The organism is Pseudomonas sp. BN414 (assembly GCF_029871275.1).
Lineage (GTDB): Bacteria > Pseudomonadota > Gammaproteobacteria > Pseudomonadales > Pseudomonadaceae > Metapseudomonas > Metapseudomonas resinovorans_C.
This window is the reverse complement of the sequence record NZ_SSOL01000074.1, coordinates 1-16,931: the sequence shown is the minus strand read 5'-3', so window position 1 is coordinate 16,931 and position 16,931 is coordinate 1. Positions and strand designations below refer to the sequence as shown.

Sequence of the window (16,931 nt, the reverse complement as noted above, 5' to 3'; positions counted from 1 at the left end):
ACGCCTGAAACGAAAAGGCCGGCTCCCGAAAGGGGCCGGCCTTTTTTATTGCCTCACGGAATGGGATGGAAAACCTGTGGGGGCGAATTCATTCGCTGAGCAGGCCGAAGTCCTGCCAATCGGATGTCAGGGGGCAGTTGCGCTGCCCTTAGCGAATGAATTCGCCCCCACAGGAAAAGCGAGGATCAAATCGCCCCATCTCCCTTCAGCGCCGCTACCTGCTCGGTGCTGTAGCCCAGCCCCGCCAGCACTTCGCCGTTGTGCTCGCCCAGTTCCGGGCCGATCCATTCGGTCGAGCCGGGTGTATCGGAGAGCTTGGGGACGATGCCCGGCATCTTGAACGGCTTGCCGTCAGGCAGTTTTGCCGAGAGGAACATCTCGCGGGCGAGGAATTGCGGGTCGGCGAACATGTCCTCGGCGGAGAAAATGCGACTGGCCGGCACTTCGGCGCGGTTCAGCACGGCCAGCACCTCGTCCAGGGGCAGCGATCCCACCCAGCGGTCGATCACCCCGTAGAGTTCATCGCGGCGGGCGTCCCGGCCATCGTTGCTGGCCAGGGTCGGATCGTTGGCCAGGTCCTCGCGGCCGATGCCCAGCATGAAGCGCTTGAAGATGGCATCGCCGTTCGCGCCGATCTGCACATGGCGGCCATCGGCGGCGGTGTGAATGGAGGAGGGGGTGATGCCGGGCATGATGTTGCCGGTGCGTTCACGGATGAAACCGAACACATCGAACTCCGGCACCATGCTTTCCATCATGGCGAACACCGCTTCGTAGAGCGCCACGTCCACCACCTGGCCCTGGCCACCGTTCACCTCACGATGGCGCAGCGCCATGAGTGCGCCGATCACGCCCCAGAGGGCGGCGATGGAGTCGCCGATGGAGATACCGGTACGCACCGGGGGACGATCCTCGAAGCCGGTGATGTAACGCAGTCCGCCCATGGATTCGCCCACCGCGCCGAAGCCCGGCTGGTCCTTGTAGGGACCGGTCTGGCCGAAGCCGGATAGCCGCACCATCACCAGCTTCGGGTTCAGCGCATGGATCACCTCCCAGCCCAGGCCCAGCTTTTCCAGCACGCCGGGGCGGAAGTTCTCGATCAGGATGTCCGCTTCGGCCAGCAGTTTCTTGAGGATTTCCTGGCCTTCAGGGTGCTTCAGGTTCAGCGTCAGCGACTTCTTGTTGCGCGCCTGCACGAACCACCAGAGCGACGTGCCTTCGTACAGCTTGCGCCACTTGCGCAGCGGGTCGCCGCCGTCGGGGGATTCGATCTTGATGACTTCTGCGCCGAATTCCGCGCACAGGCGCGACGCGAAGGGACCGGCGATCAGCGTACCGAGCTCGATAACTTTGAGGCCGGCGAGGGGTTTGGCAGGGGCGTTCATCGGGATGTCCATGGGCCAGGCAATGGCGGCGACTCTACTCCCTCGGGGGTTGTTGCGAACAGTCTGGTTTGCCGCTGGCGCACCCTCCCTGCGCGACTTAAAGTTCTTGGCAGGACCCTGATTCGTGTGCCTCGACCGCCATGCCAGAACGCCCCGCCAGCCGCTGCCACTTGTCGCCCGGAACGTGCCGGGAGGAGGGTGCATGCAACTGAATGTCCCCACGCTGGTGCTTGTGGATATCTACGTCCTCGCGCTGGTGGGCCTGCTCATGCTGCATGCCTGGCGCCGTGGCCGCCGCGAACCGACGCTCGGTTATCTCGCGGCCATGCTGTTGCTAGGTGCCCTGGGAACCGTGCTGGGCAGCTTGCGCGGCATTGGCACGGACTTCGTGCCGCTGGTGCTGGGCAATGTGGTGTTGCACTTCTGCGCGGCCATGAACTGGACCGCCATGCGCGTGTTCGCCGGGCGTCAGCCGCACGTGCCGGGAATCTGTGCCGGCGCGTTGGTGTGGGTGCTGCTCTGTCTCAACCCGGCCTTCTACGAATCCCTGACCGTGCGCATCGCGGTCAGCTCGCTGATCACCGTCTGTTATTGCGGGCTGAGTGCCCACGAGCTCTGGCGCAGTCGCCAGTCGCTGGAAGTGGCCTACATGCCGGCCCTGCTACTGACCGTCTTCCACATGGTGTTCTACAGCGTGCGCATCGTCATCGATCGCGGCATGCCCTTCGATGCGGCCCTGGCCAGCAGCGGCCAGGGCACCAACTTCTTTTCCCTGCTGGTATTCGAGACCCTGCTGTACGCCATCGGTATCGCCTTCGTCACCCTGTCCATGGTCAAGGAACGCGCCGAACTGAAGTTTCGTGCCGCCGCCTATTGCGATCCGCTCACCGGCGTCGGCAACCGGCGCGCCTTCATGACCACCGGCGAATACCTACTGGAGAGCTGCGAGCACCGGCGTGAGCCGGTAGCCCTGTTGCTCTGCGATCTCGACCACTTCAAGCGCCTGAACGACAGCTATGGCCACGCCACCGGCGACGAGGCCCTGGTGGCGTTCACCCGCATCGCCGTCGGCAGCATGCGCAAGCAGGACGTGTTCGGTCGCATCGGTGGCGAGGAATTCGCCTGCCTGCTGGCCGATGCCGACGACGAAGCCGGCGCCCAGGTGGCCGAGCGGATTCGCCGCGAGTTCGCCGAGGTGCCATTCCAGGAGCCGGGAGAGCTCAGCGTCAGCATCGGTATCGTCAGCTCCAGGGACGCCGGCTACGACCTGTTCCGCCTGCTCTCGCTGGCCGACGACGCGCTCTACGCCGCGAAGGACAAGGGCCGCAACCGCATCCAGCGCTATCCCGCCGATTAGCCGGAAGGCTCAGCCAAGGCGGAGGAATCAGGGTAGACTTGCCGCCCTCCGAGAATCACCAAGAAGCCCGCCATGGCCCTCCAAGCGACCCCCTACAAAGTCGACCTCAACCTCACTGACCTCGACCGCAGCGTCTACGAGAACCTGCGCTTCACCGTCGCCAAGCACCCCTCGGAAACCGAGGAACGCCTGGCTGTGCGGTTGATCGCCTACGCGCTGTGGTACCACGAGCAGTTGTCCTTCGGCCGTGGCTTGTCGGACGTGGACGAGCCGGCCCTGTGGGAAAAGAGCCTGGATGACCGCGTCCTGCACTGGATCGAAGTGGGCCAGCCGGATGCCGAGCGCATCACCTGGTGTTCGCGCCGTACCGAGCGCTTCAGCCTGGTGGCCTACGGCAACCTGCGCGTCTGGCAGAACAAGGTGCTGGATGCTGTGCGTAGCCTGAAGAACATCAACGTCGTCGCCGTCGGCCAGGAAGCCCTGGAAGAACTGGCCCGCGACCTGCCGCGCTCGATCAGCTGGAGCTTGATGATCAGCGACGGTGAGCTGTTCATCACCGATGAGCGCGGCCAGCACGAAGTTCCCCTGGAGTGGCTGGCCGGGGAGCGTTGATCGGAAGTCCGGAGGATTTCCGGGGGCAGGGCGCCAAGCCTTTGCCCCAAGGCCCTTTCCCGGGAGGGAGAGGGGAAGTCGATTCACAGATTGGACCTTCCATGCGTATCGAACACCGCGTCCTGCCCGATGTCCTGCCTGACCTGGGCGAGCTGCCCCCGCTGCTGACCCGTCTCTACGCCGCCCGTGGCGTGCAGTCCGTGACGGAGCTGGACAAGAGCCTGGCGCGGTTGATCCCCTACCAGCAGCTCAAGGGCATCGATGCCGCCGTAGAGCTGCTCGTGGAAGCGCTGGAGAAGCGCCAGCGCATCCTCTACGTCGGCGATTTCGATGCCGACGGCGCCACTGCCAGCAGCGTTGGCGTACTTGGCCTGCGCATGCTCGGTGCCTTCCACGTCGATTACCTGGTGCCCAACCGCTTTGAGTACGGCTATGGCCTGACGCCGGAGATCGTTGCCGTCGCGCTGACCCGCCAGCCCGACCTGCTGGTGACGGTGGACAACGGCATCTCCAGCGTCGAAGGCGTGGCCGCCGCCAAGGCCGCCGGGCTCAAGGTACTGGTCACCGACCACCACCTGCCGGGTCCGGAATTGCCGGCGGCGGACGCCATCGTCAACCCCAACCAGCCCGGCTGCGACTTCCCCAGCAAGTCCCTGGCCGGTGTTGGCGTGATCTTCTACGTCCTGATGGCCCTGCGCGCGCGCCTGCGCGAGGTCGACTGGTTCGCTCGCGCCGGCCTCAAGGAACCCAATCTGGGCGACCTGCTCGACCTGGTAGCCCTGGGCAGCGTCGCTGACGTGGTGCCCCTGGATGCCAACAACCGCATCCTCGTGCACCAGGGCCTGGCGCGCATCCGCGCCGGCCGTGCCCGTGCCGGTCTCAAGGCGATCCTCGAAGTCGCCGGCCGCCCGGCAGGACGCATCACCTCCACCGACCTCGGCTTCATCCTCGGCCCGCGCCTCAATGCCGCCGGCCGCCTGGACGACATGAGCCTCGGCATCGAATGCCTGTTGTGCGAAGACGAAGCCCTGGCCCGCGACATGGCCGTGCAACTGGACCAGCTCAACCAGGACCGCAAGGCCATCGAGCAGGGTATGCAGCGCGAGGCGCTGGCCCAGCTGAAGAACCTGCCCATCGAAGACATGCCGTTCGGGCTCTGCGTATTCGAGCCGGACTGGCACCAGGGCGTGATCGGCATCCTCGCCTCGCGTCTGAAGGAGCGTTACCACCGCCCGACCATCGCCTTCGCCGACGCCGGTGACGGCCTGCTCAAGGGCTCGGCGCGCTCAGTGCCCGGCTTCCACATCCGCGACGCGCTGGATGCCGTCGCCGCCCGTCATCCGGGCCTGATCAGCAAGTTCGGGGGCCACGCGATGGCGGCCGGCCTGTCCCTGCCTGTGGAAAACTTCGGCGCCTTCGCCGCCGCCTTCGACGCCGAGACCCGCCGTCAGCTCGATGAAGACGACCTCACTGGCCGCCTGCTCTCCGACGGCCAACTGAGCATCGAGGAATTCCACCTGGAGCTGGCCCGTGCCCTGCGCTTGGCCGGCCCCTGGGGCCAACACTTCCCCGAACCTCTGTTCCACGGCGTCTTCCAGATCGTCCAGCAGCGCCTGGTCGGCGAACGCCACCTGAAGCTGGTACTGAAAAGCGAATGCGGCTCGGTACAACTGGACGGCATCGCCTTTAACATCGACCGCGAGCAATGGCCCAACGCCAGCGTCCGCTGGGCCGAGGTGGCCTACAAGTTGGACGTCAACGAATACCGTGGCCAGGAAAGCGTGCAACTGATGGTCGCCCACATCGCACCGCGCTGATGCGCGCGGCAGCAACCCGTAGGGTGGCGCAGAGCGAAGCGAAGCCCAACAAGGCGCGCGTAGCGTGCCCGGATCGGTTGCGCAGGTCTTTCAGATGTTCCGCGCCTGCCTGACACAGCCCTCTCCCCCGGCCCCCGCTCTGCGCCCCGGCCTGATCGCTTCGCGCTCAGTCGTTCATCGGCACCGGAAGCGGTGCTTCCGAAAGCGTGCCTCTTCACCCCGCAGGCGGGCGAGGGGTGACCCGCGCCGGCGAGGCACACGTAATCCTGAAGCCCATACGGGCCTGAACCTGCGCATCGAAGCGGATGCACGTCCCGTAGGTTGGCGCAGAGCGAAGCGAAGCCCAACAAGGCGCGCGCAGCGTGCCCAGGAGCGGTTGCGCAGGTCTTCCACAACTTCCGCACGGGCCTGATGCAACCCTCTCCCCCGGCCCCTCTCCCAGAGGGCGAGGGGTGACGCGCGCCGGCGCGGTATACGCAATCCTGAAGCCCATACGGGCCTGAACCTGCGCATCGAAGACATCCCGTAGGTTGGCGCAGAGCGAAGCGAAGCCCAACAAGGCGCGCGTAGCGTGCCGGGAGCGGTTGCGCAGGCCTTCCAGAACCTCCGCACGGGCCTGATGCAACCCTCTCCCCCGGCCCCTCTCCCGCAGGCGGGCGAGGGGTGACTCGCGCCGGCTAGGCACACGCAATCCTGAAGGCCCATACGGGCCTGAACCTGCGCATCGCTGACGCCATACGGACGAACCCCCGCATCGAAGCCGCAATGGATGCACATCCCGTAGGTTGGCGCAGAGCGAAGCGAAGCCCAACAAGGCACGCGCAGCGTGCCCAGATCGGTTACGCAGGACTTCCAGGAATTCGCCCCCGTTCACCCGTCACCCCATCCGCGCAACTTCTCCATCCAGGGCTACGCTGATCCAGTCCTGCGTCCCCGCGATTTTTTTTTCGGCCTGCTGTCGATCTCGTCGATCCCCCATCGACCAATAAGCACAGTCAGCAGGCAACACTCGCAGGCTGGCGTTCATGCCACCCAACAGGAGAACAACAATGCGCTTCATGGTGATTGTCAAAGCAACCAAGGAATCGGAAGCGGGCATCATGCCCAGCACGGAACTGCTCACGGCCATGGGCCAGTACAACGAGGAACTGGTCAACGCAGGCGTCCTGCTCTCTGGCGAGGGGCTGCACCCCAGCTCCAGAGGGGCGCGCGTGCAGTTCAAGGGCAAGGACCGCACCGTCATCGATGGCCCCTTCGCGGAAACCAAGGAACTGATTGCCGGCTTCTGGGTGTTCAAGGTCAATTCCCTGGAAGAGTGCATCGAGTGGGTCAAACGCTGCCCCAATCCGATGCTGTCCGACTCCGAAATCGAGATTCGCCAGGTGTTCGAGGCCGAAGACTTCGGCGCGGAATTCACCCCCGAGTTGCGCGAGCAGGAACAACGCGTCTTCGAGAAAGCCAAACAGCAGTGACGGCTGAATAAACGGACAGGAGACCCTCATGAAAATCGATCCCTACCTCACGTTCGATGGCCAGTGCGGACCGGCCTTCCAGTTCTACGCCAAGGTGCTCAATGGCACGCTGGAAGCCTTTCTGAGCTTCGCCGAAAGCCCTGCCAGCGAAGATGTGCCGGAGAACTTCCGCGACAAGATCATGCATGCCCGCCTGGCGGTGGGTGACCAGGTGATCATGGGCTCGGATTGCCCGCCCCAGGTGCCTTTCAAGGGCATCAGCGGCATCAGCGTGTCGATCAATGTCGACCGGATCGTGGAGGCTGAGCGGGTCTTCAATGCCCTGGCCGAGGGTGGCCAGGTTCAGATGCCCCTGGCGCAGACCTTCTGGGCTGCGCGCTTCGGCATGCTGGTGGACCGCTTTGGAGTGCCCTGGATGATCAACTGTGAGAAAGATCATTAATTCTCAAAAGTGATGCGGCGCCGGGGCCATCCCGGCGTTGAGGGCCTAAGCTTCTGGAGTTATCTCAAGCGGACGGCTCGAATGTTCCTGATCGACAGGCTGCGTGATCGCGTCAGCCGTTTCCACTATCGCCGAGAATGGATGCGCCCTGACCTCATGGCGGGCCTGTCGGTGGCCGCGGTACAGATTCCTACCGCCATTGCCTACGCGCAGATCATCGGTTTTCCCGCTCAGGTGGGGCTCTACGCCTGCATCCTGCCGATGCTGATCTACGCCCTGGTAGGCGGCTCCCGGCAATTGATGGTGGGGCCGGATGCAGCCACCGCCGCCATGGTGGCCGCCGCCATCACCCCCTTGGCGGCGGGCGATCCGCAGCGACTGGTGCATCTGTCGATGATCGTCGCGGTGATGGTCGGACTGCTGTCGATCCTGGCCGGTTTCATCCGCGCTGGATTCATCGCCAGCTTTCTCTCGCGGCCGATCCTGGTGGGTTACCTCAATGGCATCGGCCTCAGCCTGCTGGCCGGCCAGCTCGGCAAGCTGCTGGGCTACCAGAGCGAAACCAGCGGCTTCATCGCCGGCCTGCTGGCGATGATTCGAAACCTCGCCGACACCCACCTGCCGACCCTCGCCCTGGGGGCTGCGGCGCTGCTGCTGATGATCGTCCTGCCCCGGCGCTGGCCACGGCTGCCGGTCTCGCTGGTCGCCCTCGTGCTGGCTTCGCTGGCGGCCGCCTTGCTGGGGCTCGACCGGCATGGTGTGGCCCTGCTGGGCGCCGTCCCGGCTGGCTTGCCCGAGCTGAGCTGGCCGCGCACCAGCTACCAGGAACTGCTCGGTCTGCTGCGGGACGCCGCCGGTATCACCATTGTCAGTTTCTGCAGCGCCATGCTCACCGCCCGCAGCTTCGCTGCCCGCCACGGCTACGCCATCGACGCCAACCACGAGTTCATCGCCCTCGGGCTGGCCAACATCGGTGCCGGGGTCTCGCAGTCATTCGTCATCAGCGGCGCGGATTCGCGCACGGCAGTGAACGACCTGGTGGGTGGCAAGACGCAGATGGTCAGCGTCGTGGTGGCGCTGGTGATAGTCGCGGTACTGGTGTTCCTCCATGGTCCGCTGGCCTGGGTGCCCATCGCCGCCCTGGGCGCCGTACTCATGCTCGCCGGCTGGGGACTGATCGACTTCCGCGCGCTCAAGGCCTTCTGGCGCCTCAGCCGCTTCGAGTGCGGGCTCTGCCTGCTGACCACCGTGGGCGTGCTGGGCGTGGGCGTGTTGCCTGGCATCCTGGTCGCGATATCGCTGGCCCTGCTGCGCCTGCTGTATTTCACCTACCGCCCCACCGATGCGCTGCTCGGCTGGGTGGAAGGTGTCGACGGCCAGGTGGAGATGAGTCGTTTTCCACAGGCGACCACCTTGCCGGGCCTGCTGATCTACCGCTTCGACGCGCCGCTGTTGTTCTTCAATGCCGACTACTTCAAGCAGCGCCTGTTGCGCCTGGTAGAGCAGGCGGACCACCCGCGCGCGGTACTGCTCAACGCCGAAACCATGATCAACCTCGATCTGACGGGCCTCGCTACCTTGCGGGAAGTCCAGCAGACGCTGGCAGCTCAGGGCGTCCACTTCGGCTTTGCGCGCCTGTTCGGCCCCACCTATGAATTGCTGCAGCGCTCCGGTGAGTTGGGCGAGCTGAAACCGCCGCTGGTATTCAGCTCGGTACGCGCCGGGATCAATGCCTATCAGGTGTGGCTGGCGAAGCAGCCCTTGCAGGCGCCGCAGCCGCTCACGTAAACAGGCGATTCAACCCACGGAAAACAAGGATCGACCATGGACCCCTTCATGCAAGCCGCCATCGAAGAAGCCCGCCAGGGATTGGCCGAGGGCGGAATCCCCATCGGTTCGGTGATCGTCCACAAGGGGCGCATCATCGGTCGGGGCCACAATCGGCGCATCCAGGAAGGCAGCGCCATCAAGCACGGCGAGATGGACGCCTTCGAGAACGCGGGTCGCCAACCGGCCAGCGTCTACCGCGAAGCGGTGCTCTACACCACCTTGTCGCCCTGCTCGATGTGCAGCGGCGCGATCCTGCTCTACGGCATTCCGAAGGTGATCATCGGCGAGAACCGCACTTTTCTCGGCGAGGAGGAGTTGTTGCGCGCCCGTGGCGTGGAGCTGGACGTGCTGCAGGATGCCGAGTGCGTGAAGCTGATGGAGGACTTCATCGCCGCGCGGCCGGAGCTGTGGAACGAAGACATCGGCGAATAGCCCGCCTGCATTCCCAGGCGTTGGCGCCTACGGGCAGGTTTCGCCAGGGCGCCAGGCCACCTGCCGTGCAGCGGCTATGCTGGTAAGCGCGAGCAATCGCGCAGTACCGACGCCTCTGCGTACAGGCCGCCAGGCTGGCTCTATCTCCGGGCGGTGCAGAAATGACACTCAACGCAGAAAAATGATTTGGATCAGGTTGCGTCGTTGCTCAAGGATTTCTGGTCATAGCGCCCGTCGGATCGCTGCCAAACAAAAGCGCCATGGGCGGGTTTGGACCACCCGGTTGGACTGGCTTTGCACTTAAGCAAAAGGAGAATTCGATGCAACCGACCCCCGCCTCCGAAAGGCTGATTACCCGTGGCCTGCTGGACGTCCTTATCCGCGCCGGGCTCATCGCCATTCTGTCCATCGCCTGCTACGAAATCTTCAGCCCCTTCCTCAACCTGATGCTCTGGGCGTTGATCCTGGCAGTTACCTTCTATCCCCTGCACGGCATGCTCAAGGAAAAGCTGGGCCTGCGTGACGGGCACGCGGCGACCCTGATCGTGGTCGTATCAGTGGGCTTGCTGATGGTGCCGATCTACCTCCTAGGCATGTCGATCGCCGAATCGGTGCAGGGTGCGCTGGAGCTGATCAAAAGCGGTGACTGGCATATCCCCGCGCCGAACGAATCGGTCGCCAGCTGGCCGCTGATTGGCCAGCCGCTGTACGACTTCTGGCAACAAGCCTCGGTCGACCTGACCAGTTTGCTGCAGAAACTCATGCCGCACCTGCGTGGCGTGGGGATGACCCTGCTGGGCAAGCTGGCCGGTGTAGGGGCGGGCTTCCTGCTGTTCATTGGCGCGCTGATCGTCGGCGGCATCCTCATGGCCTACGGCGCCAATGGCACCCGTAGCGCCGTGCAGATCGCCTCGCGCATTTCCGGCCCTGACCGCGGCCCGCAGATCGCCAGCCTGTGCACCGCCACCATCCGCGCGGTGGCCCAGGGCGTGGTCGGCATCGCCTTCATCCAGATGCTGCTGGTCGGCGTCGGCTTCGTGTTGATGGGCATCCCTGGAGCGGGCTTGCTGGCCATCCTCGTACTGTTGCTGGGCATCATGCAGTTGCCCGTGTTGCTGATCACGATTCCGGTCATCGCATACGTCCTGGCCACCGAGGGCGCGACGGCCGGCACCATCATCTTCTCCATCTACATCTTCGTTGCCGGCATGTCCGACAACATCCTCAAACCCCTGCTGCTGGGCCGTGGCGTCAATGTGCCGATGCCGGTGGTGCTGATCGGTGCGCTGGGCGGGATGGTCACCAGCGGCATCATCGGGCTGTTCATCGGGCCCGTCATGCTCGCCGTTGGCTACATGCTGTTCTGGCACTGGGTCGACGACCAGCCGGAGAGCGCGGCGGTGACAACCACTTCAGAAGAAGAAACGACGACCTGACGCTCCGACCGTTCCATGCACATGGTCGGCAGAGCCACCTGGCTGCTCCTCTTCGGAACCCTTGGACTCAGTGGGTGCGTACGGCTGGGGCCGGATTTCCAGACGCCGCGCGAACCCTGGATCGACCAATGGAACAGTCCGGCCATCGAGCAGGCGAGCCTCGATCGCCCGCAGCCGGACTTGCGCCAATGGTGGCAGGTGTTCGACGACCCGGCCCTCGATGCCCTGATCGCCGAAGCTGACGCCTACAACCCGAGCCTGGAGATTGCAGGCCTGCGGGTCATGGAGGCGCGCGCGCAGCTCGGCATCGCCCTGAGCGGCCGGTATCCGCAGGTGCAGCAGGTCAGCGCCGATGCCCTGTACCTGGACCGCAACCAATCCGGAGGCCGAAACCCGCAGGACAGCCATTCCTGGCAATACGGCGCCGGCTTCGACGCGGCCTGGGAGCTGGATTTCTGGGGACGGTTCAGCCGCGCCATCGAGTCCGCCGACGCCGCCTACTTCGCCGCCTATGCCAACTACGAAGACGTGCTGGTGCTGTTGCGCGCCCAGGTGGCGGATACCTACTACTCCCTGCGCACGTTCGAGGCCCGCCTGCGCATCGCCCGTGACAACGCCGAACGGCAGCGGCGCAGCTTCGAGATCACCGAGCGGCGCTTCCGCAGCGGCGACAGCGACGAACTCGACTTCCAGCAAGCCAAGACCCAGTACCTCGGCACTCTGGCCACCATCCCGGACCTGGAAAGCCAGGTGCTGCGAACGCGCAACGCCCTGGCCGTTCTGGTGGGCCGGCCGCCAGGTCCACTGCCGGAACTGCGCGAGCGCGAAGGTCTGATTCCATTGCTGGATCGCGCGGTGCTGCAGGATGTCCCCGCCAACCTGCTGTTGCGTCGGCCGGATGTGCGTGCCGCGGAACTCGCGGTCGCCGCCCAGTCGGCACTCATAGGCGTCTCCGAGGCGGACCTCTATCCCTCCATCACCCTGCTGGGGAGTATCGGCTGGAGCGCGTCGACCCTGGACGGCGCATCCGACAGCCTGGACCTGGTGGCAGGGCCGAGCCTGGTGTGGAACGTGTTCGACCATGGGCGGATCAAGAACGACGTGCGCGTCCAGGATGCGCGCCTGCAACAGCTGATCGAGGCCTACCGAGACGGCGTGCGCCAGGCCGCGCGCGAGGCCGACGACGCCGCCACCGGTTTGATCAAGTCGCTCGAAAGCGAACACATCCGACGCGAGGCTGCCGAGTCGGCGGAGCGCTCGCTGACCCTGGCATTGGCGCAGTACCGCGAAGGCTTCGCGGATTTCCAGCGGGTGCTGGATGCGCAGCGGGAGCTGTTCCAGCAGCAGGACAACTACCTGGTCAGCCGCAGCAACGCGGTGGCCAATCTGATCGGCCTGTACAAGGCCCTGGGCGGGGGCTGGCAGCGCTCGGGACCGTTGATTGACGACGGCACGCGTCAGCAGATGCAACAACGTACCGATTGGGGCGACCTGCTGGACGAGCCTGACGCACCGTCTGACGCACAGCTGCCAATCGAACAAGGTGAACGACCATGACCGATACGCCCCAGGCCAAACCGGAACCGGCCCAGCCCGCTCCCGCAAAAGCGGCGGACGGCGCGACGAAGGGGACCCGCTGGGTCGCCCTGGTGATCATCCTGACGCTGGTCTGGTACCTGCTGGCCGATCGCTTCACGCCCTATACCCAGCAGGCGCGGTTACAGGCGTTCGTGGTGCCGGTGGCGGCTGAAGTGGCGGGGCGGGTCACCAAGGTGCACGTTCGCAACAACAAAGATGTCCAGGTGGGCGAAGTGCTGTTCGAGGTGGACCCGACGAATTACCGGATTGCCGTCGACCGCGCCCGTGCTGACCTGGAAACCGTACGCCGGCAGGTGGGAGCGAGCACCGCCGCCATCGATTCGGCCCTCGCATCCCAGCGGGCCGCTGAGGCCAACGAACTGAAGGCGCGGCAGGATAGCGAACGCCTTGAACGCCTCTACCAGCAGGACCCGGGCACCCTCTCCGTGCGCCGCCTGGAGGGCGCGCGGGCGTCCCGCGAGCAGGCCATCAGCCAGGTAGCGGCCGCGAAGGCCGAAGTGCAGCGTGCGCGTGAGCAGCAGGGCGGCAGCGAAGAGGAGAATGCGCAGTTGCGCAGTGCCGCCACTGCCCTGGAAAAGGCCGAACTGGACCTGGCCAACACCCAGGTTCGGGCACGCTCGGCCGGCCTGATCACCGACTTGCGCACCGACGTCGGGCAGTACGTGGGGGCGGGTAATCCGGTGATGACCCTGATCGCCATCCACGACCTGTGGATAAGCGCCGACTTCACCGAGAACAACCTGGGCCACGTCCAGCCCGGCGCACCGGTAGCGATCGTGCTCGATGCCCTGCCCGGACGGGTTTTCAAAGGGCGCGTTCGCAGCGTCGGCTATGGCGTCAGCGTTGGCCAGGCGCCGGCCCCCGGCAGCTTGCCGTCGGTGGAAAACAGCCGTGACTGGCTGCGTCCCGCCCAGCGTTTCCCGGTCATCGTCGAACTCCTGCCGGGCGAGCTCGACGAACTGCGCGGCCTGCGGGTTGGCGGCCAGGCCGAGGTGATGGCCTTTCCCCGCGAGGGCAACCCCCTCAATCCACTGGGCCGGCTGTTCATCCGCGTGATGAGCTGGCTGTCCTATGCCTACTGAGCACGATCCCCGCAGCCAGCGCGCCCTGCGCCTGGCCAGTGGGACGGCGCTGGGCCTGGCGATCAGCTTCGGCCTGGCCCTGCCGATTCCGTTCCTGACGCCGATATTCGTCATGGTCCTGCTGACCGCCGGCAATCGTCCCTTGCCGCTGAAGGCCGGACCGGGACTGGCGCTGGTGATCATGCTCAGCACCGCCACGGGCCTGCTGCTGATCCCGCTGTTGCGCCATGCGCCGGCGAGCGGGGTGTTGCTGGTCGCGCTCTGCCTGTACCTGTGCTTTCGCTACGGATTGCGCGGTGGAAACCCGCTGGTGGCGCAATTCCTGGTGATCGGCCTGACCATGATCAGCGCCGCCGGCACGGCCGAGTTCGCGTTGGCCCTGACGGTGATCCAGGCGTTGGGCAAGGGCGTGCTGCTCGCTGTGTTGGTGGTTTCGTTCAGTCACATGATTTTTCCCGAACCCGTGCCGCCTCCAGCGCCCCCCGCCCGTCCTTTGCTGGAGGAGGCGGAGGCCGCCTGGGTGGCGGTGCGTGCGGCGCTGGTGGTGCTACCAGCCTTCCTCCTGGCGCTGATCGACCCGACCAGCTACATGCCGCTGATCATGAAGTCGGTCAGCCTCGGCCAGCAGGTGTGCGGTACCAGTGCTCGCACGGCCGGTCGTGAACTGCTGGGCTCGACCCTGCTTGGCGGCGTGCTCTCCATGCTGTTCTGGAGCGCACTGAGCCTCTTTCCGCACCTCTGGATGTTCTTCCTCTGGATGCTGCTGTTCGGCCTGTTGCTGGCCCGCAAGCTCTATCGCCTTAGCCCCACGGCGCAGACGCCGGGCTTCTGGGTCAACACCCTGATCACGCTGATCATCCTCCTTGGCCAGTCGGTGCAGGACAGCGCGGCGGGCAAGGATGTCTACACCGCCTTCGCCATCCGCATGGGGCTGTTCATCGCCGTCACCCTGTATGCCTGCGCGGCGGTCTACCTGATCGACCGGCGCCGTTTTCGCCGGCAACGGCGTTCCACGCCCTGACGAGGTCGTTTCATGTTGCTCAATCTGCTGGTCGGAATCCCCGTGATGCTGCTCTGCCTCGCGCTGCAGGCGTACTTTGTGGCGATCTGCCTGAAGTATTTCGTGCGCTACAAGCTGATCGCGCAGGAGCACGATTCACCCGTGCACAACGCGGTCCACCTGGGCGTGGTAATGCTGTTGATGCTGCTGGGCAACTTCGCCCAGATGGCCATCTGGGCGGCGCTGTTCCACCTGCTCGGCGAGTTCGATGACTTCGCCACTGCGCTCTACCACTCGGGAGTGAACTTCGCGACCCTCGGCTATGGCGATATGGTCATGACACCCGCCTGGCGCCTGCTGGGGCCGCTGGAGGCCGCCAACGGCATTCTCATGTTCGGGGTCTCTACCGCGGTCATGACGGCGTCGGTCTCGGAAATCATCAAGCAGCATATGGCGCGGGTCCGGAAGCACACCGAGGACTAGACTGTATTTGTCCGTCTGCCTTCGCCCGGAGGTGCAGCATGGCGATCCGCGAAGGTTTCATCGGCAGCGTCGGCAACACGCCGTTGCTGCGCCTCGAAAGCCTGAGCAACGAGACCGGTTGCGACATCCTCGCCAAGGCCGAATTTCTCAATCCCGGCGGATCGGTAAAGGACCGCGCCGCCCGCTTCATCATCGAAGATGCGGAGTGCCAGGGCCTGCTGTATCCCGGCGGCACGGTGGTGGAGGGCACCGCCGGCAACACCGGCATCGGCCTGGCGCATATCTGCGCGGCGCGGGGCTATCGCTGCATCATCGTGATTCCCGACAACCAGTCACCGGAGAAGCTCGAGCTGCTGCGCACCCTCGGCGCCGAAGTGCGTCCGGTGCCACCCAAGCCCTACAAGGACCCGGACAACTACCAGAAGATTGCCGGCCGCCTGGCTGCCGAGCTACCCGGTGCGATCTGGGCCAATCAGTTCGACAACACCGCCAATCGCCAGGCCCACTTCGAAACCACAGGCCCGGAAATCTGGGCCGATACGGACGGCCGGCTGGATGCCTTCGTCTGCGCCACCGGCACCGGTGGCACCCTGGCCGGCGTCGCGCGGTTCCTCAAGGCGCAGGACCCGGGGATTCGCATCGTTCTTGCCGACCCCCTGGGCAGTGCGCTGTACAACTGGGTGAAGCACGGCGAACTGGTGGCCGAGGGCAGCTCTATCACCGAAGGCATCGGCACCACCCGCATCACCGCCAACCTTGAAGGCACACCCATAGACGACGCGGTACAGGTGGAAGACCCCGCCTGCGTCGCCATGGTCTATCACCTGCTGCGGGAAGAGGGGCTGTTCGTTGGCGGCTCTTCCGGCATCAACCTCGCCGCCGCCGTGCAGGTGGCCCGCGAGCTGGGGCCAGGGCACCGGGTGGTGACGCTGCTCTGTGATCGCGGTGGGTTGTATGCGGGGCGGTTGTTCAACCCGGCGTGGCTGGTGGAGAAGGGGCTGGCGGGGGCGGCTGGGGTTTAGGCTGCTTACGTATTAAGGCTTTCGGATCAGCTTTGGCACAGGCCTGAGATATTCCCCCTGAAGTGGTCAAGTAAAACTGGACACCGGTTTAGGTCTATCCAGCCAGCGCTTCGCGCTGTGCCGGTGTCTGGTAGCTGTTGTAGCTGTGTGGCCGTCGGTGGTTGTAGTAGTCGGTCAGGTAGCGCAGTACGTCAGCCTCTGCTTCGGCTTGGCTGGCGTAACCCGAAGCCGGTATCCATTCGGATTTTAGGCTCCGGAAGAAACGCTCCATCGGGGCGTTGTCCCAGCAATTGCCGCGACGACTCATGCTCTGGCGGATTCGATGCCGCCAGAGCAATTGTCGAAACTCCTGACTGCTGTAGTGGCTGCCCTGGTCGGAGTGAAACAGCACGCCGCCGGGGCAACCGCGAGCCTCATAGGCCACGCGCAAAGCACGTCCGGTGAGCTGCGAGTCCGGACGATCGGACATTGCCCAACCCACAATCCGCCGCGCATACAGGTCCATGACCGCGGCCAAGTAGATCCAGCGCCCGCCGGCCCAGATGTACGTCACGTCACCGCACCACACCTGATTGGGACCGTGAGTGCGGAACTGTCGGTCCAGCTCGTTCGACGCCTTGGCACTCTCGCCCTCCGCTGGGCGGTAACGGTGTCGACGGCGTTGCGAGCTGAACAACTGGGCCTCCTTCATCAAACGGCCGGCCAGGAATCGACCCACCGCCCAGCCTTCCTGGCGCAAAGCCGCCGCGAGCGTCCGGGCGCCTGCCGAACGCCGACTCTGGACATGCAGCTCCACCAAGCGCTGTCGCAACCTGGCGTGCGGCTGATTACCGCGAGCCGCTGACTTGGCGGCGGCATAGACACTGCTGCGATTGATGCCGAACAGCCGGCACAGCTCTGCCCGTGGATAGTGCTCACCCAATGACTCGACTAAGCGCACTAATCGAGGGCGTCTGACATCA

At 65.2% G+C, this 16,931-nt stretch carries 15 protein-coding genes and 1 pseudogene; 13 read left to right on the top strand and 3 right to left on the bottom strand.

The features are described from left to right. Nucleotides 1–185: 185 nt before the first annotated feature. On the bottom strand, nt 186–1,385 hold the full coding sequence (locus tag E8E95_RS21430; RefSeq protein WP_280353734.1) for a CaiB/BaiF CoA-transferase family protein: 1,200 nt from the start codon (nt 1,383–1,385) through the stop codon (nt 186–188). Between the two features lie 202 nt (nt 1,386–1,587). Here E8E95_RS21430 and E8E95_RS21425 point away from each other — a divergent pair, with 202 nt between their 5' ends. From E8E95_RS21425 to recJ, 3 genes are all read left to right on the top strand, one after another. Further along, complete coding sequence (locus tag E8E95_RS21425; RefSeq protein WP_280353732.1) at nt 1,588–2,742, top strand: GGDEF domain-containing protein; 1,155 nt, start codon at nt 1,588–1,590, stop codon at nt 2,740–2,742. Between the two features lie 72 nt (nt 2,743–2,814). Then, nucleotides 2,815–3,354 carry a YaeQ family protein gene (locus tag E8E95_RS21420; protein WP_280353730.1) on the top strand — a complete coding sequence of 180 codons (540 nt, stop codon included), beginning with the start codon at nt 2,815–2,817 and terminating at the stop codon, nt 3,352–3,354. Between the two features lie 101 nt (nt 3,355–3,455). Continuing rightward, complete coding sequence (recJ, locus tag E8E95_RS21415; protein ID WP_280353728.1) at nt 3,456–5,171, top strand: single-stranded-DNA-specific exonuclease RecJ; 1,716 nt, start codon at nt 3,456–3,458, stop codon at nt 5,169–5,171. An 877-nt stretch (nt 5,172–6,048) separates the two neighbouring features. On the opposite strand, the gene E8E95_RS21410 is transcribed toward recJ, so the two are convergent. Beyond that, complete coding sequence (locus E8E95_RS21410) at nt 6,049–6,282, bottom strand: hypothetical protein (protein ID WP_280354031.1); 234 nt, start codon at nt 6,280–6,282, stop codon at nt 6,049–6,051. On the opposite strand from E8E95_RS21410, the gene E8E95_RS21405 reads away from it, so the two are divergent. The 10 genes from E8E95_RS21405 (at nt 6,221) to E8E95_RS21360 (ending at nt 15,969) form a co-directional block, all read left to right on the top strand. Further along, nucleotides 6,221–6,643, top strand: coding sequence for a YciI family protein (locus tag E8E95_RS21405; RefSeq protein WP_280353726.1), 423 nt, complete (start codon nt 6,221–6,223; stop codon nt 6,641–6,643). The two genes, E8E95_RS21410 and E8E95_RS21405, sit on opposite strands and share 62 nt — an antisense overlap. 28 nt (nt 6,644–6,671) lie before the next feature. Then, complete coding sequence (locus E8E95_RS21400; RefSeq protein WP_280353724.1) at nt 6,672–7,085, top strand: VOC family protein; 414 nt, start codon at nt 6,672–6,674, stop codon at nt 7,083–7,085. Between the two features lie 81 nt (nt 7,086–7,166). Beyond that, on the top strand, nt 7,167–8,873 hold the full coding sequence (locus tag E8E95_RS21395) for a SulP family inorganic anion transporter (RefSeq protein WP_280353722.1): 1,707 nt from the start codon (nt 7,167–7,169) through the stop codon (nt 8,871–8,873). Nucleotides 8,874–8,909: 36 nt separating this feature from the next. Beyond that, a complete protein-coding gene (locus E8E95_RS21390) occupies nt 8,910–9,347 on the top strand; it encodes a nucleoside deaminase (RefSeq protein WP_280353720.1) in 438 nt (145 codons plus the stop codon). A 320-nt stretch (nt 9,348–9,667) separates the two neighbouring features. Next, a complete protein-coding gene (locus E8E95_RS21385; protein WP_280353718.1) occupies nt 9,668–10,783 on the top strand; it encodes an AI-2E family transporter in 1,116 nt (371 codons plus the stop codon). A gap of 21 nt (nt 10,784–10,804) precedes the next feature. Continuing rightward, complete coding sequence (locus tag E8E95_RS21380; RefSeq protein ID WP_280353716.1) at nt 10,805–12,340, top strand: efflux transporter outer membrane subunit; 1,536 nt, start codon at nt 10,805–10,807, stop codon at nt 12,338–12,340. After that, a complete protein-coding gene (locus E8E95_RS21375) occupies nt 12,337–13,464 on the top strand; it encodes an HlyD family secretion protein (protein WP_280353714.1) in 1,128 nt (375 codons plus the stop codon). The genes E8E95_RS21380 and E8E95_RS21375 overlap by 4 nt, the downstream gene beginning before the upstream one ends. Beyond that, a complete protein-coding gene (locus E8E95_RS21370; protein WP_280353712.1) occupies nt 13,454–14,485 on the top strand; it encodes a DUF2955 domain-containing protein in 1,032 nt (343 codons plus the stop codon). The genes E8E95_RS21375 and E8E95_RS21370 overlap by 11 nt, the downstream gene beginning before the upstream one ends. A 12-nt stretch (nt 14,486–14,497) precedes the next feature. Then, nucleotides 14,498–14,947, top strand: a complete 450-nt coding sequence (locus E8E95_RS21365) for a potassium channel family protein (RefSeq protein ID WP_280353710.1) — start codon at nt 14,498–14,500, stop codon at nt 14,945–14,947. Nucleotides 14,948–14,985: 38 nt separating this feature from the next. After that, nucleotides 14,986–15,969 (top strand): cysteine synthase A, encoded by a 984-nt coding sequence (locus E8E95_RS21360; protein WP_280353709.1) that lies wholly within the window; start codon nt 14,986–14,988, stop codon nt 15,967–15,969. A 66-nt stretch (nt 15,970–16,035) separates the two neighbouring features. Here the strand turns inward: E8E95_RS21360 and E8E95_RS21355 are convergent. Beyond that, nucleotides 16,036–16,909: pseudogene (locus tag E8E95_RS21355) on the bottom strand (IS3 family transposase). Nucleotides 16,910–16,931: the final 22 nt, after the last annotated feature.

Excerpts from the sequence above, each read along its gene's own strand:
- E8E95_RS21405 (WP_280353726.1), top strand. The coding sequence starts at position 6,221 with ATGCGCTTCATGGTGATTGTCAAAGCAACCAAGGAATCGGAAGCGGGC.
- E8E95_RS21360 (WP_280353709.1), top strand. The coding sequence starts at position 14,986 with ATGGCGATCCGCGAAGGTTTCATCGGCAGCGTCGGCAACACGCCGTTG.
- E8E95_RS21385 (WP_280353718.1), top strand. The coding sequence starts at position 9,668 with ATGCAACCGACCCCCGCCTCCGAAAGGCTGATTACCCGTGGCCTGCTG.
- E8E95_RS21430 (WP_280353734.1), bottom strand. The coding sequence starts at position 1,385 with ATGAACGCCCCTGCCAAACCCCTCGCCGGCCTCAAAGTTATCGAGCTC.
- recJ (WP_280353728.1), top strand. The coding sequence starts at position 3,456 with ATGCGTATCGAACACCGCGTCCTGCCCGATGTCCTGCCTGACCTGGGC.
- E8E95_RS21425 (WP_280353732.1), top strand. The coding sequence starts at position 1,588 with ATGCAACTGAATGTCCCCACGCTGGTGCTTGTGGATATCTACGTCCTC.
- E8E95_RS21390 (WP_280353720.1), top strand. The coding sequence starts at position 8,910 with ATGGACCCCTTCATGCAAGCCGCCATCGAAGAAGCCCGCCAGGGATTG.
- E8E95_RS21400 (WP_280353724.1), top strand. The coding sequence starts at position 6,672 with ATGAAAATCGATCCCTACCTCACGTTCGATGGCCAGTGCGGACCGGCC.
- E8E95_RS21395 (WP_280353722.1), top strand. The coding sequence starts at position 7,167 with ATGTTCCTGATCGACAGGCTGCGTGATCGCGTCAGCCGTTTCCACTAT.
- E8E95_RS21375 (WP_280353714.1), top strand. The coding sequence starts at position 12,337 with ATGACCGATACGCCCCAGGCCAAACCGGAACCGGCCCAGCCCGCTCCC.
- E8E95_RS21420 (WP_280353730.1), top strand. The coding sequence starts at position 2,815 with ATGGCCCTCCAAGCGACCCCCTACAAAGTCGACCTCAACCTCACTGAC.
- E8E95_RS21380 (WP_280353716.1), top strand. The coding sequence starts at position 10,805 with ATGGTCGGCAGAGCCACCTGGCTGCTCCTCTTCGGAACCCTTGGACTC.
- E8E95_RS21365 (WP_280353710.1), top strand. The coding sequence starts at position 14,498 with ATGTTGCTCAATCTGCTGGTCGGAATCCCCGTGATGCTGCTCTGCCTC.
- E8E95_RS21370 (WP_280353712.1), top strand. The coding sequence starts at position 13,454 with ATGCCTACTGAGCACGATCCCCGCAGCCAGCGCGCCCTGCGCCTGGCC.